Below are 14,220 nucleotides of genomic sequence, written 5' to 3' on the forward strand. Positions count from 1 at the left end.
CCGGGGACTGTTCTGTTCGGGGGTAGTTCTCCCTCGCACGACCCTCCGACCTGCGGTATCGCCTCACTCGGCCTTCGGGACGAGCGTGTTGTGCCGCGCCGCCGTCCACCAGCGCCCGCCCTCCTTCACCAGGACGTACAGCGCGACCATCGCCGGATCCACATCGATGGGATCGCCTTCCGCCGTGATCGCCCGCGCGGCCTTGTGCGCGACGGCCACATCCGGCCGCAGGAAGACGATGTCGGTCACCTCGTAGCGCGCGTACTCGTCCTTCAGGAATCCCGCCAGCCCCTTGCGGCCCGCCTCCAGCAGCGCATCCCGCCCGGTGATCACCATGCCCACCGCGTTCCCCGCCGACGCGTTCGCGGTGAAGCCGCTGACCATCAGCTCCGCGTCCTTGTTGTTGAAGCCCTCCTCCACATCGGCCACCAATCGCTTGATCGCGGCGATGTCCTCGGTGTGGTCCACGGTCGTATCCTCGACCACCGGCGATTCGTCTGTCGTTGCGTTCATGATCGACAGCTTGGTACCTGAACAAAGGTTGAGGTCAAGTCCGGCGGGTCGACCGGGTTCGCGGAGGCGCTGACGAAGGTGCCGACCGCGCTGTCGGCGACGTCCGCCTGGTCGGCGATCTCCTGCACGCGGGCCAGGGTGTAGCTCCGGCCCGCGAAGACCGTGAAGCGCTCCGAACGGTGTCCGGAGTTCTTCCAGGCGCAACCCCGGCGCGGGAGACGGCCGCGTGGGCTAGGCCGACCGGCGGGATGGAGCGCGGGTCGAGCGTGCCGAGGATGTGGTGGACTGGAGCGGTGCTGGAGGACCTGGATCGGGTGGAGACGGGCGTGCGGGAACGGTTGCGCGGGGTGGCCGACGCGCTCGGTTCTCGCGGGCTCGTGCTGCTGTGCGGATTTCCCGCCTCCGGGAAGTCCACGGCCGCGGCGTATGTGCACGAGCTGACCGGCGCCGTCGTGTTGGACAAGGACCGCTTCGTGCCGCGCCTGGAGGAAGCGGTGATCGAGGCGTTGACCGGCGATCGGCACGACCGCGATTCCGACACCTATCGCGCGCTGATCGCCCCTGGCCTGTACGAGGGTCTCATCCGCACGGGGCTGACCGTCGCCGCCGCGGCCCCGGTCGTACTCGACGCGCCGTTCCTGTCCGTCATCCGTGCCGCGCACGCCGCGGGACGCACGCTGGGCGAGCACGTGCGCACCTATCCGGAATCGGCGCCGTCGAGCCCGATCGTCACGGTCTGGCTGGATACGCCCGCCGAGCGGATTCGAGCCCGGATGGTCGCGCGCGGCGCCGACCGCGACGCATCCAAGCTCGGCCGGTGGGAGGCTTATCAGTCCTCGGTACTCGAGTCCGGGACGCGCGAGAAGGCTTATGCTGCCTGCGATTTCGTCATTCCCAGCTGAGAGTTGGGCCACCGGGGCTTGACCCGGATATGTGGTACCCGCTCAGCTGGCAGGGTCGGTGAGCCAGGCACGCGTGGGCAGTAGTTCCGCGACGAGTTCCGTGACCCGGCGACCAATCTCGTCCCGGATCGGCCGCACGGCCTCCACTCCCTTGCCCGCCGGGTCGTCGAGAACCCAGTCGCGGTAACTCACGCCGGGAAATACCGGGCAGGTGTCGCCGCAGCCCATGGTGACGACCACGGTCGAGGTCTCCACCGCGTCGAAGGTGAGGATCTTCGGCCGCTGATCGGAGATGTCGATGCCGAGCTCGGCCATCGCCTCGACCGCGGCGGGGTTGATCGATCCGGCGGGCGCGCTGCCCGCCGAGCGGACCTCGATGTCGGCGCCGGCAAGGTGCGTCAGGAACCCGGCCGCCATCTGGGAGCGTCCGGCGTTGTGGACGCAGACGAACAGGACACTGGGCTTGGAAGCCATGGGGAAGTGGGCCTTTCGGGTCGACGCGGATCAGGCGAGCGGGGTCTGCGCCGCGGTGCTGAACGGGAAGCGGTCGCGCAGGGCCAGCGACACATAGACGAGTCCGACGAGTACCGGAACTTCGATCAGCGGGCCGACGACCCCGGCGAGTGCCTGCCCGGAGGTCGCGCCGTAGGTGGCGATCGCGACGGCGATGGCGAGTTCGAAGTTGTTGCCCGCGGCGGTGAACGCGAGGGTCGTTGTCCGTTCGTAGCCCAGGCCCATCGCTGGGCCGAGCAGGTAGCCGCCGCCCCACATGATCGCGAAGTAGGCCAGCAGCGGAATCGCGATGCGCACGACGTCGAGGGGCTGGGAGGTGATCTGCTTGCCCTGTAGGGCGAACAGGATCACGATCGTGAACAGCAACCCGTACAGCGCCCACGGGCCGATCCTGGGCAGCAGTGTCGACTCGTACCAAGCGCGGCCCTTCGCGCGTTCGCCGAAGCGGCGGGTGAGATACCCCGCGAGCAAGGGAATGCCCAGGAAGATCAGCACCGATTTCGCGATCTGCCACGGCGAGGTGTCGATGGTGGTCTGTTCCAGGCCGAGCCAGCCGGGCAGCACGGACAGGTAGAACCAACCGAGCGCGGCGAACATGATCACCTGGAAGGTCGAGTTCAACGCCACCAGCACTGCGGCGGCTTCGCGGTCGCCGCAGGCCAGGTCGTTCCAGATGATGACCATCGCGATGCAGCGCGCCAGCCCGACGATGATCAACCCGGTCCGGTACTGGGGCAGATCCGGCAACAACAGCCAGGCCAGTGCGAACATCAGTGCCGGGCCCAAGACCCAGTTCAACACCAGCGAACCGATCAACAGCTTGCGGTCACCGGTGACGGTGTCGAGGCGGTCGTAGCGGACCTTCGCAAGCACCGGATACATCATGATCAACAAGCCGATCGCGATCGGCAGCGAGATCCCGTCGACTTCCACGGCGCTCAACGCGTCCCCGAGCCTCGGAATCATTCGCCCGAGCAGCAGCCCGGCGGCCATCGCGACACCGATCCACACCGGCAGGTACCGGTCCAGCGTGGACAGTTTCGCCACGACTTCGTTCTGCGGGGTTCGGGTCTCGGCGCTCAAGGGTTCACCCCGGCGGCGCCGCTCTCGACCAGTAGCACCTCCGAAAGCCTGTGCAGCGCTTCGGGAATCACCCGGTAGTACACCCACGACGCGCGGCGTTCGCTGGTGAGCAGCCCCGCCTCGCGCAGCACCTTGAGGTGATGGGAGATCGTCGGCTGGGTCAGATCGATGCCTTCGGACAACTCGCAGACGCACGCCTCCTGCCCCGCGCGGGCGGCGATGGAACTGAGCAGCCGCAGCCGAATCGGATCCGACAACGCCTTGAACACGCCCGCCAACTCGGCCGCCGCCTCGCCGGACAGCGGTTCGCGGACGATCGGCGCGGCCGAGCACGGCGGCACCGGCAGCAAGGGAAGTTCCGACTTCGACATACGCCTATATTGATGGTTGTCTAAATCGGGCGCAAGCAAACATCTGGTGAATGAGGCGCTCCGCACCCTTGTCCGCGCACGGCCGAGTGTTCTCGACCGCGTTGACCGGATTCGGGCTCGCCTCGGCGACCACGCTCGGCCCGCCAAGGTGCGCGACGGTGTGCGGTTGCGGTGGCGGACCGGCACTGCGACCTTCCTGGACGATGACGACGCGACCGCGCGCCACCGCCTGCTGGGCAAGGGGCGGCCGTCCTATCGGCTCGACGGAATCCTGCTCCGGCGACTCGCACGCGGCGGGCCGATGCTCACCATCCGCATCGACCTGGACTAGCGGCCGCCGCGTAATGGCAGCGCGAGTCGTGGGCGGAGTTCGGCGATGCGACGGCGGCGAGCGTCGCGCGGTTCAGGCCGGATAGCTCCTGACCTCGGTCGCCTTCACCGCCGCCCACAATTCCATCCCGGGCCGCAGCCGGAGTTCGGCGACCGTGGCCGGGGTGATGTCGGCGAGGACCGGTGGGTGGCCGTCGAGGCGGACGCGCGTGGTGTGGGCGTGTTGTTCGATGCCGGTGATGGTGACCGGCCATGCGTTGCGCGGGCTGCCCGCGGGGTGTTCCAGGTGCAGGCCGACCGCGTTCGGCGGAAAGGCGACGTGCACTCGACCGTCGGCGGGTTCGGCGATGGTGAGGACGCCGCCCTCGTCGAGATCGACGACGCCGCCGCGGGCGGTGCCGCGATACAGGTTGAGCCCCACCAGGTTCGCCACATAATCCGAACGGGGTTGCCTGGCGACCTCCGCGGGCGCACCCTGCTGTACGACGCGGCCGTGTTCCAGGATGACGAGCCGGTCGGCGAGCACCATCGCGTCGAGCGGATCGTGGGTGACGAGCACCGTGTGGCCCGGATAGTCGCGCAGATGGTGGGCCAGATCGGAGCGCACCTGGAGCCGGGTGCTCGCGTCGAGCGCGGCGAGCGGTTCGTCGAGCAGCAACAGCCGCGGCTCGGTGACCAGCGCGCGGGCCAGCGCGACCCGCTGGGCTTGCCCGCCGGACAACGCGCGGGGTTTGCGGTGCGCGTACTCGGAAAGGCCGACGCGATCGAGCCATTCGGCGGCGCGCTCACGGGCCGCGGCGCGCCGATGGCCGCGGGCGCGCAAACCGAACGCGACGTTGTCCAGCGCGGAGAGGTGCGCGAAGAGCAGATAGTCCTGGAAGACCACGCCGACCTCGCGGTGCTCGGCGGGCACGAACACCGAAGGCGGTGCGTCCCAGATGTGTTCGCCGAGCCGCACGCGTCCCTCGGTCACCGCGAGCAGGCCAGCCAGCGCCCGCAACACCGTGCTCTTACCCGCGCCGTTCGGGCCGAGCAGCGCCACCACCTCGCCCGGTTTCGCCGTCAGTGCGAGGTCGAGGGTGAATGTGCCGCGGGTGACGCGGATCTCGGCGTCCAGCGTCACATCGCACCTCGAATCCACCGCTCCCGCAAGGCGGCCAACACGCCCACCGAGACGAGCAGCAGCACCAGGCTCAGCACGATCGCCGCGTCCGGATCGGTCTCCAGCGCCAGATACACCGCGAGCGGCATGGTGGTGGTCTTGCCGGGAAAGCTGCCCGCGAACGTGATGGTCGCGCCGAACTCGCCGAGTGCGCGGGCCCAGCAGAGCACCGCGCCCGCGACGACGCCGGGCAGCACGGACGGCAAGGTGACGCGGCGAAACGCGTACCAGCGGGACGCGCCGAGGGTGGCGGCGGCCTCCTCGAACCGGGGGTCCGCGGCCCGCAGCGCGCCCTCCACCGAGATGACCAGGAACGGCATCGCCACGAAGGCCTCGGCCACCACCACACCCGCCGTGGTGAACGGCAACGAGACGCCGAACCAGTCGTACAGGTACTGGCCGATCAATCCGCGCCGACCCAGCACCAGCAGCAGCGCGACACCGCCGACCACCGGCGGCAACACCAGCGGCACGGTGACCAGCGCCCGCGCCAGACCGCGGCCCGGCACGTCGCCGCGCGCCAGCAGCCAGGCCAGCGGAATGCCGAGCGCCAGGCAGACGAGGGTGGCCAGGCTCGCGCACACCAGCGAAAGACGAAGCGCCTCGGCGACTTCCGCGCTGAACAGGCGCTCCGGCATGGTGGCCCACGGCGCTCGAACCGCGAGCCCGAGCAACGGCGCGACCAAGAAGATCAACCCGCACACCGCGGGCAGCACAAGGATCAGCGGCCGCCGCCCGCGCACCGCCCGTCGCCGCGCGGCGATGGTCACGTCTCCGGAATTTCCACGACGACGTGCGTGGACTTCACCGACGCGACGGCGACGCTGCCGACCTCGAGGCCGAGTTCGTCCACCGATTCGCGGCTGAGCAGCGACACCAGCCGGAACGGTCCGGCCTGCATCTCGACCTGGGCCATCACCGTGTCCTTGACGATGCGGGTCACGATGCCGCGCATGCGGTTGCGCGCGGACGCCGCCACCGTCACCCCCGGCGCGGGCGCCTCGGCGTTGGCGCGCAGGAACTGCGCCAGATCGCGGCCGTCGACGCCCTTGCGGCCGTTGTCGAGTTGGATCGCGGGCAGCTTGCCCTGGTCGATCCACCGTCGCACGGTGTCGTCGCTGACGCCCATCAGGGCGGCCGCTTCACTGATCCGCAGATTCGTCACGAATTGGAGTTTATTGACGTATTCGCGGGAAGGGAAACCCGGGCGGTAGCGATCAGGCGGATTCGGCGAGCCCAGCGGAGCGCCAGGTGTCGGCCAGTTCCTGGAGCGGGAGGTCGAGCGCCTGGCTCAGTGCCACGACCGTGCCGAAGGCGGGCGACGGCAGGCGACCGGTCTCGATCTTGCGCAGCGTCTCCGGCGAGATCCCCGCAGCGGTGGCGACCTCGGTGAGTTCGCGCTCGCCACGCGCCGCGCGCAGCCGAGCGCCCAGGCGGCGGCCCGCCTCGATCTGGGCGGGTGTCAGCGGCAGGCGAACCATGCGCCCCAGGGTAGGGGCGGTATTTAAATACCGCAAGTGGGCGCGGTCGACGGGTCAGGCCTCGAACAACAGGTACAGCCCGGTGAAGGTGTAGCCGACCATGGTCAGCATCAGCGCGAGCTGGCCGGTCAGTCGGTGCGCGGGCGGGAGCAGCCGAAGACAGCGGTCGTGTGCCGCGGCGACGCCGAGGATGTGACCGGTGAGGACGGCCAGCACCTTGATGCTGGCCAGTACGGCGGGATGGGTGGACAGGATGTACTGCACGTCGAAATCGCCCAGCCACAGGATGTTCCAGCCGCGCTGGAACGGGTCGGCGCACAGGATCAGCGTCGCCTGCCCCTTCTCGACCAGGAAGCTGAGGTAGTGCGCGACAAGGTAGCCCGCCACGATCGGGGTGAGACTGTGCGCGAGCCGAATCGGCAGCAGCGCCCGCTCCGCCCTGGTGACGCCGCCGGTCGCGCGGGTGGCCAGCCGGAAGACGCCGCCGACAACGGCGATGAACCCGAGCAACCCCGCGGTGCGCAGCAAGGTGGTCAGCAGGGTGGAGTCGCCGCCCGCGCGATCGAGGAAGTCGCGCCAACTCGCGAACATCGAAAAGCTGTCGAACGCGGTCGATCCCAGCAGTGTCGCCGCCACCGCGACCGAGCCGGTGAGCGCGGGCGTGCCCGCGAGATTGTTCAGCGGCCACCGCAGCACCGGGACCCCGGTGTCGCGCCGCGCGTACGGGCTCAGACGCGCCAGCAGACTGCTGTACACCTCCAGCGGGTCGCCGCGCTCGGCCCACGTTGTCCCGAACACCACGAGGCCGACCGTCCCCACGACGAGGTAGCCGAGAAACCACATCGTCACGGCGAGCACCGAACCCGGTTCGGGATAAGCCAATTCCAGCCACACGAACGAGAACAGCCCCAGCGCCGCGGGCAGGCAGCCCCACGATTCCGGGTAGGGCAGCAGCCCGCGCCCCGGCGGCCGCCCCGCCACCCGGCAGGCCAGGCGGTGCAGCGCGCGCACCGGCGAGACGATCTTCCACACCGGCCCCAACACCAGTGAGGCCACCATCACCCCGACCCACAGATAGATATAGACAATCCCCGGCACGGGATTGTCCGCCGACTCGGCCGCGCCGAAGAAGCCGACCGCGAGGACCGCGATCGCCCCGAGCAGCCCGAGCCCCGCGAGCACCGTCCGCACCGCCGCGGAATCGACCATGGCGCGCGCGAACGCGGGCAGCGCGACGCCCGGCGCATCCGGATCGAGTCGCGGCTCGCGCCACGCGAAGGCCAGTACGGCGAAGGAGAACGTCAGGGCCCACGCGGCGCCGATCAACGCGTAGGACAACGGAATCGGCAGATCGGTCGCACCGGAGATCCCGTGCGCGAGGACCTCGTTCACGACTCCACCCCGCTGGCGCTCGGCTCCGTCGTGCGCGAGTGCGCGCTGTGCCTATGGTTCGCTCGCTGGCGCTCGTTCACGGGCGCACGACTACCGTGGCGACGGTCTTGTGCGCGCGGTGCAGTTCGATCTCGACCCGCCCCGGCACCTCCACCGTGAACCGGAAGCGCTGCCCGGCCTCGGGGCGGACCTCGAAGGTGTGCTCCGGCGTGGCGTGCACGTGCAGTTCGTCCTCGGCGTCGCTGTCGACCACCAGCTCGATCGGCTGCCCGATCTCGGCCTCCCTGCGCTCGTTCACCGGACTCACCGACCCGTTCGCGATACGGAAACGCACGACGACGGCGTCGGCTTCGGCGGGCGAACTCGCGCTGGGCCGCGGCGTGCTCGGGGCGTCCTCGGTGGCGCAACCCAGCGCGGCGGCGGCTACCGCGCAGGCGAGCGCGGCGTAGCGCCACGTGCGGGTCATCGGGTCTCCTCGTCGCTGTTCGAAGGGGTTCGGTCGTTCCGCTCGCTCTCGCGCCGCTCGGCGCGGCGGTCGCGCACCGCGATGAGCACGATGATGCCCACCACGGCGAACGCGGGAAGGAAGGCGGGGATGGCCAGCAGGACGGAATGGTCCGCGAGCAGCTCCACGCCGTCGGCGGCGCCGGTCATCCGGCCGCGACGGGCTCGGTCGCGTCCGTCCGCGCGGTGGTGGGGTAGCGGTCGTTGATCCGCGCCGCGCCCCAGGACAGCGCGCCGATCAGGATCAGGCTGCACACCAGAACGACCAGCGAGGCGGCGCCGAACAGCCAGGCCGGATGGTCGAACGAGCGCTCCCGCTGCAACACCGTGATCTCGGCGACGAACGGGCGGGTGAACTCCGGTGGCGCGGCGACCTCCGCGGCGCCGATGCCCGGGTCGTCGGGCATGAAGATCGGCAGCGCGGTCTGCATGCGGCCGTCCTGCAGGCGCAGCACGGTCTTCCAGGTGCCGTGCGCCGGAACGGGTTTGGTCGAGACGTAGTGGCCGTCGCCGACGCGCCGCAGCTGGTCGACGACCAGGCCGCGGCCGGGGCTGTCCGATCCGACGCCGCCCTGCCAGGCCAGGATCTGCACCCATTCGGGATCGGAGCCGACCAGGTCGGCCGGTTCGAGCCGCACGTCGGCGGTCACCATGCGGCCGCCGTCGACGGGCTCGGCCTCGCGCAGCGCGACGGTCGCTCTCGCTTGATCCGGGAGGCGAATGAGCAGGCCGTTGGTGGTGGTAGCGGCGACGACGAGCACCGCGGCGACGACCATGGTGCGGCGCACGGGCGGGCGCGGCAACGGCTCACCGCGCAGCACCATGCCGAGCAGCGCGCCGACGACACCACCCGCGATGCCCGTCGGCACCGTCATCGCCAGCAGTTCCGGCCACATCGAAGCGGGCCACGGATCGACGAACATCGCGGCGACCCAGAGGGATTCGAGCCAGACACCGACGGTCGCCACCGCGAAACCGGCCACCGCACCCCACCACAGCGGCTTGCGCGCCAAGGGGAGCAGGGCGAGCAGTTCGACGACCACGGCGGCGCCGAGGTAGAGCGGGAAGACGTTGCGCGGCGCGTCGATGATCGGCCCGCCGACCAGGAACGCCACGATCCCGCGCACCACCGCCGCGAAGCCGACCACCACGAAGGTGCTGAACGCGCCGAGCGTCGCCCGCGCGGCGACCAGCGTGACGGTGGCCGCCGCGACGATCAGCATCGGCTGCAGGACGAGCCGGAACTGCTCGACGCCGAAATCGAATTCCACTTGGAACACCGACAGGCCGATGATCAGACCGCCGAAGGCGAACGCGCGCAGCGTCCAGATCAGCCAGCCGTCTTCCCGGTCCGGATCGGGCCGGTTGCGGCCGCCCTCGAATTCCAGCAGCAGCACGCCGACCAGGGAGAGTCCGGCGCCGCCGATGAGCATCAGGTGCGTCGGTCCCCAGAGCGTCACATCTTGGCCGAACATCCGGTGCCAGATGTCGTCGAGCGGAAAGCCGATGAGCGCGTAGAGGCCCGCCCCGGCGATGAGAATGCCGCCGACGGGCGCGTACCAGGTGCGGGTGATCCGCACCGCCGCCTCGCCCGGCTTCTCGTCCAGTGGTAGCACGATCGCCAGCATTCCGGCCGTGAACAGGAAGAACAGTCCGGCCAAGATGAAGTAGTGCGCCGGATTGGCGAGCGGGCCTTCGTCGCGGCCGTTGCCCACGTGCAGGCTGACGTCCCAGATGAAGCCGAGCAGCGCGGTCAGGATGGTGGCCAGGAACATCACGATGGGCAGTGCCACCCACCCAGGCCGGTTGAAGACGGCGCCGATCCGGTCGGCCGTGGCGCCGAGCCACGTGATGCGCCGCGTCCGGTGCAGATAACCGACCCACAGCAGCACCAGCGCGATCAGGCCCGCCGAGCCGGTCATGATCGCCACCTGGTCCAGCGCCGCGCCGCCGCCCTCGGTGCCCTGCGCGGCGATCTCTCCTATCGCTTCGTGGATCGTGCCGGACACGAAAACCTCCAACGCCAGTGAGTTTACACTCGTCGCCTATTAATGTTACGAAACGTAGCACACACTGTCGAGCAGGTGGTGCTATTGCTTCGCGACCGCGATGAGGGGCAGCTTGGGAGCCCTTTCCGTCGGTACGGGAGTGGAGCGTCGCGCACGTTGGGAGGGGTGCGCGCGCGACACCGTCCATCCCTGTCAGAGTACGACTGTTCACCCACACGATGTGGCGCCACTCACGGGACGATTACCCGGTCGTGCCCGGAAATCTCGCATCCGGGCAAGGGTTTCCGTCCGGCGAAACCGGACACCCCATGGATGGAATGACAACGCCGCGAGAGCGAGAGGGAGGATTCATGGTTTCCCGCGACACGATCGCCCAGCTTCGTCAGGACATCACCACGGCCGAGGACTGCAACGATCGGCAGGCGGCCGAACGGCTGCGCGCCGAATTGGCGGAGGCCCTGCGCGCCAGGGAGCAAGGCGAGGACGACGCGGAGTAGGGCTGCCGCCGGAGCGATCCGGCATGTGCGTCTCCTGAGTTCCGCCGCGTCCGGGGATCGCCGGGCGCGGCGAGTTCTCGCGTGTGGCTGGTATTTAAATACCGCCGTAGCTAGGCTGGTATAAAAATACCGGCCGGGCGCGTGCTCGCCGGTGGGATTCGGCGCAGTGGAGGTCGGGAATGGTGGAGTTGAAGTCGCCCGCGGAGATCGCTCGGATGCGGGTGGCGGGGGAGTTCGTCGCGGACGTGCTCGCCGAGCTGCGCACCAGGGCGCGGGTCGGGGTCAACCTGCTCGACCTGAAAGCCTATGTGCGCGAACGCATCCGGGAGCGCGGAGCGGTCTCGTGCTATTGGGATTACGCGCCGTCCTTCGGGCGCGGTCCGTTCCGCAACACGGTGTGCCTGTCGGTGAACGACGCTGTGCTGCACGGTCTTCCGTTCGACTACGCCCTACGCGACGGTGACGTGCTGAGCATCGACCTCGCGGTCGGCGTCGACGGCTGGGTGGCCGATTCGGCCATCACCGTCATCGTCGGCACGGCAGCGGAGGCGGACCGGAAGCTGGTGCGCGCCACCGAGGAGGCGCTCGCCGCCGCCATCGCGGTCGCGGTGCCCGGCAACCACATCGGCGATCTCTCCGCGGCCATCGAAGAGGTGGCCCGCTCCTACGGCTTTCCGGTCAACACCGAGTTCGGCGGGCACGGTCTCGGGCGCACCATGCACGAGGACCCGCACGTGCCGAACGCGGGCCGCGCCGGTCGCGGGTATCGGCTGCGGCCCGGGCTCACCCTCGCCATCGAGCCGTGGTTCGCCCGCACCACCGACCGCATCTACACCGACGCCGACGGCTGGACCATCCGCTCCGCCGACGGCTCGCGCACCGCGCACTCCGAGCACACTATCGCGATCACCGCCGACGGACCGCAGGTGCTCACCCGAGCCTCCTGACGAGACCCTCTCCGGCTCAGCGCGTTTCGGTCAGCCACCGCTCCAGATCGGTGCCCGCCCCGAGATCGACGGCCACCGCCGCGCGATCCTCGTCCGAGAGGTTCAGCGCGCGCACCTCGCCGCGGTACCGGGCGGCGCGCTCGGGGTCTTCCGCGGCGACGGCTATCTCGGCGAGCATGGCCAGCGCCCGCGCGCGCTCCACCGGTGCGGCCGTGGCGGCGAAGCGGCCGAGGCCGACTTCGAGCACCCGCGCGGCGGCCTCGTCGTCGTTCTTGAAATCGCGCAGAATCCGCGCGTTGTCGAGCACCTTCGCCAGATCCGCCAGCTCGGACGAACCGCCGTACTCGAGTTCGCTGGGTTCGTCGCGCTGGATGAACAGCAGGGTGTTGCCGTCGGGGTCGACGAGGGTGAAACGGCTCTGTCCCGGCCGGAAGCGGGTGATGCGCGGGCGGCCCTTGGCGGGCACCTTGCCGAAGGCGGCGCGCAACGCGCCGGTGAGTTCACGGTGGCGCGCGGCCACGTCGTCGACCATCACCAGACAGCCGACCCGCTCGGCCGGTATCGCGAAGTCCTTGGGCGGCGAGTTGAAATGCACTGGGCAGCCGTGCGCTTCGAGCGCGAGATAGACGTAGGGGCGGGTCTGTTCGTGGGTCACCGTGTATCCGATGGCCCGGTAGAAGTCGAGGGTGGCGGTCGGCGACGCGGTCCACAGCACCGGAACCGGGAAGTCGTCCATGAGGCGTTCCTCCGAAGTGCACTAGTCAAACTTGATTACTGCGAGGCTAGGGGCGTTCGTTCGCGGAAGTCAAATTTGAGTAGCATGAGTCGTTCGTCGCACGGAGAAAGGAGTCACGCGTGGCGGCCGTCCGTCTGCTCGTCCTCGGGGTCATCCGCACCCGGCAACCCGCCCACGGTTACGCCGTGCGGCGCGAGTTGCTGGCCTGGCGCGCCGAAACCTGGACGAACGTCAAGCCCGGCTCGATCTACCACGCGCTCAAACAGCTGACGCAGGAAGGAAAACTGCGCGCGCTCGGCACCGAGAGCAGCGATCAGGGACCCGGCCGGATGCTGTACGAGCTCACCGAGGCGGGCGAGACCGAGTTCCGCAGGCTCATGGACGCCGCGCTGGTCAGCATCGACATGGAAGAGCTCGGCGCCGCCATCGCCTTCATGGACGCGCTGCCACGCGCGCACGTCATCGCGAAGCTGGGGGAGCAGCGGCGCAACGCGGCCGCTGTTCGCGACGAGCTGATCGCCATGATCCCGACCTACCCCGGTCGCTACGAGTCGCCGCACATGCCCGACCTGCTGGAGCTCTGGAGCGGCGTCTTCGACAACCTGACCCGGTGGACCGACGGTCTGCTCGCCCGTCTGGATTCGGGCGAGTACCGCATGCCCGAGTGACCGCGTTGCGGATACGCTGCGATCATGACGAACTCGCTCGGGGACGCAGGCTCCGCCGACTACGTGCAGCTGACCACCTACCGTAAGGACGGCACGCCCGTCGCCACGCCGGTGTGGGCGGTCGCCGAGGGCGACAAGCTGTATGTCTGGACGGTCACCGACAGCTGGAAAGTCAAGCGGCTGCGCCGGAATCCCGCCTGCACCGTGCAGGCGTGCGACTACAGCGGCAAGCGGCTGCACGGCGCCGTCGTCGCGGGCACGGGCCGGGTGCTGGACGCCGAGGGCACCGAGCGCGTGCGCAAGTTGCTGCGCAGGAAGTACTGGCTGCTCGGGCCGCTCGTCATCCTCGGCAGCAACCTGCGCAGGGGCAAAGCGGGCACGATCGGCATCGAGTTCACCCCGGACGCGTAGCCCGGGCCGAGCGCCCGGAAAGTCCGGAATAGGCAAGGCGGACACGGAGTTTCCGGGGGACCGGCGGTGCGGCGATCACGGCTCGGCTATTGTTCGTCGGGCATACCGGGGTAGTCCCCAGGCGGACACGATGTCTCGACCCTGCCCCGGGGGGAGGGATCGTTCATGACAGCACCGACTCGGCCGCCGCGGGCCTCACAGCCCTACCCGGTCGCCGAACATCCGGACACCGGCGAATTCACCGACAGCGGCTGGCTTCCCGTGCTCGTCGCCGGCTTGGTCGCCGCCGTCGCCATCGCGATCGCCGGTGTCATCGCCGGACTGGTGGTGGTCAACATCCGCGAGAGCGCGGTGGCCGACAACCCCGTTCGGACGCCGGCCGCCTCGGCGCCGATGGCGCAGTCCCCGGCGCCCGTCGCGCCGGTCCGCGCCGTCGAGCCCGCGCCCCAGCTGCTGGACCAGGTGGACCTCCAGCGCGGCGTGCAACTCGTCCTCATCGACTCCTACGGCATCGACGACGTCCGCGACGTCCGCTGCCCCGCCGGCCAGACCGTGACGGTCGACGCGAGCTTCGACTGCCTCGTGAAGGTCGGCAGCACACAGAAGTCCGTGTCGGTCACCATCACCGACACCGACGGCACCTACGAGGTCGGCCGCCCGTACTGAGGCCGGTCACCGCAACGATCCCACCCCGCACGGGC

General features: G+C 69.7%; 21 protein-coding genes. 7 read left to right on the plus strand and 14 right to left on the minus strand.

From position 1 onward, the window contains the following. Nucleotides 1-63 precede the first annotated feature (63 nt). The gene (locus T333_RS28560) at nucleotides 64-513 is read right to left on the minus strand and encodes an SgcJ/EcaC family oxidoreductase (protein WP_355002561.1); all 450 of its coding nucleotides are present in this window, start codon (nucleotides 511-513) and stop codon (nucleotides 64-66) included. Then, nucleotides 510-641, minus strand: coding sequence for a hypothetical protein (locus tag T333_RS28565; RefSeq protein ID WP_355002562.1), 132 nt, complete (start codon nucleotides 639-641; stop codon nucleotides 510-512). Before T333_RS28565 ends, T333_RS28560 begins: the two co-directional genes overlap by 4 nt. A gap of 147 nt (nucleotides 642-788) precedes the next feature. Here T333_RS28565 and T333_RS28570 point away from each other — a divergent pair, with 147 nt between their 5' ends. Continuing rightward, nucleotides 789-1,415 carry a P-loop nucleotide/nucleoside kinase family protein gene (locus T333_RS28570; RefSeq protein ID WP_496426430.1) on the plus strand — a complete coding sequence of 209 codons (627 nt, stop codon included), beginning with the start codon at nucleotides 789-791 and terminating at the stop codon, nucleotides 1,413-1,415. Nucleotides 1,416-1,457: 42 nt separating this feature from the next. Here the strand turns inward: T333_RS28570 and T333_RS28575 are convergent, their stop codons facing one another. Genes T333_RS28575 through T333_RS28585 form a run of 3 tightly spaced genes read right to left on the minus strand, consistent with a single transcriptional unit; the run spans nucleotide 1,458 to nucleotide 3,382 of the window. Then, nucleotides 1,458-1,889, minus strand: coding sequence for an arsenate reductase ArsC (locus T333_RS28575; protein ID WP_496426431.1), 432 nt, complete (start codon nucleotides 1,887-1,889; stop codon nucleotides 1,458-1,460). Nucleotides 1,890-1,919: 30 nt separating this feature from the next. Next, complete coding sequence (gene arsB / locus T333_RS28580; protein WP_496426432.1) at nucleotides 1,920-3,011, minus strand: ACR3 family arsenite efflux transporter; 1,092 nt, start codon at nucleotides 3,009-3,011, stop codon at nucleotides 1,920-1,922. Further along, nucleotides 3,008-3,382, minus strand: a complete 375-nt coding sequence (locus T333_RS28585) for an ArsR/SmtB family transcription factor (RefSeq protein ID WP_496426433.1) — start codon at nucleotides 3,380-3,382, stop codon at nucleotides 3,008-3,010. The genes arsB and T333_RS28585 overlap by 4 nt, the downstream gene beginning before the upstream one ends. A 46-nt stretch (nucleotides 3,383-3,428) precedes the next feature. On the opposite strand from T333_RS28585, the gene T333_RS28590 reads away from it, so the two are divergent. Next, entirely contained in the window at nucleotides 3,429-3,713 is a 285-nt protein-coding gene (locus T333_RS28590; RefSeq protein ID WP_496426434.1) for a hypothetical protein, read from the plus strand. A gap of 72 nt (nucleotides 3,714-3,785) precedes the next feature. Here the strand turns inward: T333_RS28590 and T333_RS28595 are convergent, their stop codons facing one another. The 8 genes from T333_RS28595 to T333_RS28630 form a co-directional block, all read right to left on the minus strand. Further along, a complete protein-coding gene (locus tag T333_RS28595) occupies nucleotides 3,786-4,835 on the minus strand; it encodes an ABC transporter ATP-binding protein (RefSeq protein ID WP_496426435.1) in 1,050 nt (349 codons plus the stop codon). Further along, the gene (modB, locus tag T333_RS28600; RefSeq protein WP_496426436.1) at nucleotides 4,832-5,644 is read right to left on the minus strand and encodes a molybdate ABC transporter permease subunit; all 813 of its coding nucleotides are present in this window, start codon (nucleotides 5,642-5,644) and stop codon (nucleotides 4,832-4,834) included. The genes T333_RS28595 and modB overlap by 4 nt, the downstream gene beginning before the upstream one ends. Next, nucleotides 5,641-6,039, minus strand: a complete 399-nt coding sequence (locus T333_RS28605) for a TOBE domain-containing protein (RefSeq protein ID WP_355002570.1) — start codon at nucleotides 6,037-6,039, stop codon at nucleotides 5,641-5,643. Before T333_RS28605 ends, modB begins: the two co-directional genes overlap by 4 nt. A gap of 52 nt (nucleotides 6,040-6,091) precedes the next feature. Further along, a complete protein-coding gene (locus T333_RS28610) occupies nucleotides 6,092-6,355 on the minus strand; it encodes a helix-turn-helix domain-containing protein (protein ID WP_355002571.1) in 264 nt (87 codons plus the stop codon). Nucleotides 6,356-6,409: 54 nt separating this feature from the next. Then, on the minus strand, nucleotides 6,410-7,747 hold the full coding sequence (locus tag T333_RS28615) for a hypothetical protein (RefSeq protein WP_355002572.1): 1,338 nt from the start codon (nucleotides 7,745-7,747) through the stop codon (nucleotides 6,410-6,412). A 76-nt stretch (nucleotides 7,748-7,823) separates the two neighbouring features. Beyond that, complete coding sequence (locus T333_RS28620) at nucleotides 7,824-8,213, minus strand: hypothetical protein (protein WP_496426437.1); 390 nt, start codon at nucleotides 8,211-8,213, stop codon at nucleotides 7,824-7,826. Further along, entirely contained in the window at nucleotides 8,210-8,401 is a 192-nt protein-coding gene (locus T333_RS28625) for a hypothetical protein (RefSeq protein ID WP_355002574.1), read from the minus strand. Before T333_RS28625 ends, T333_RS28620 begins: the two co-directional genes overlap by 4 nt. Then, the gene (locus tag T333_RS28630) at nucleotides 8,398-10,173 is read right to left on the minus strand and encodes a hypothetical protein (RefSeq protein ID WP_496426632.1); all 1,776 of its coding nucleotides are present in this window, start codon (nucleotides 10,171-10,173) and stop codon (nucleotides 8,398-8,400) included. Before T333_RS28630 ends, T333_RS28625 begins: the two co-directional genes overlap by 4 nt. 437 nt (nucleotides 10,174-10,610) lie before the next feature. On the opposite strand from T333_RS28630, the gene T333_RS28635 reads away from it, so the two are divergent. Continuing rightward, the gene (locus tag T333_RS28635; RefSeq protein WP_496426438.1) at nucleotides 10,611-10,757 is read left to right on the plus strand and encodes a hypothetical protein; all 147 of its coding nucleotides are present in this window, start codon (nucleotides 10,611-10,613) and stop codon (nucleotides 10,755-10,757) included. A 179-nt stretch (nucleotides 10,758-10,936) separates the two neighbouring features. Then, entirely contained in the window at nucleotides 10,937-11,704 is a 768-nt protein-coding gene (gene map / locus T333_RS28640; protein ID WP_496426439.1) for a type I methionyl aminopeptidase, read from the plus strand. Nucleotides 11,705-11,720: 16 nt separating this feature from the next. On the opposite strand, the gene T333_RS28645 is transcribed toward map, so the two are convergent. Then, complete coding sequence (locus T333_RS28645) at nucleotides 11,721-12,440, minus strand: DUF8817 family protein (RefSeq protein ID WP_496426440.1); 720 nt, start codon at nucleotides 12,438-12,440, stop codon at nucleotides 11,721-11,723. 119 nt (nucleotides 12,441-12,559) lie between these two features. On the opposite strand from T333_RS28645, the gene T333_RS28650 reads away from it, so the two are divergent. The 3 genes from T333_RS28650 (at nucleotide 12,560) to T333_RS28660 (ending at nucleotide 14,185) form a co-directional block, all read left to right on the plus strand. Beyond that, a complete protein-coding gene (locus T333_RS28650; RefSeq protein WP_496426441.1) occupies nucleotides 12,560-13,108 on the plus strand; it encodes a PadR family transcriptional regulator in 549 nt (182 codons plus the stop codon). Nucleotides 13,109-13,132: 24 nt separating this feature from the next. Then, the gene (locus T333_RS28655; protein WP_355002578.1) at nucleotides 13,133-13,519 is read left to right on the plus strand and encodes a PPOX class F420-dependent oxidoreductase; all 387 of its coding nucleotides are present in this window, start codon (nucleotides 13,133-13,135) and stop codon (nucleotides 13,517-13,519) included. A gap of 165 nt (nucleotides 13,520-13,684) precedes the next feature. After that, the gene (locus T333_RS28660; protein WP_355002579.1) at nucleotides 13,685-14,185 is read left to right on the plus strand and encodes a DUF4333 domain-containing protein; all 501 of its coding nucleotides are present in this window, start codon (nucleotides 13,685-13,687) and stop codon (nucleotides 14,183-14,185) included. Nucleotides 14,186-14,220 lie beyond the last annotated feature (35 nt).

The sequence above is a fragment of the Nocardia sp. CNS-044 genome, assembly GCF_059570515.1.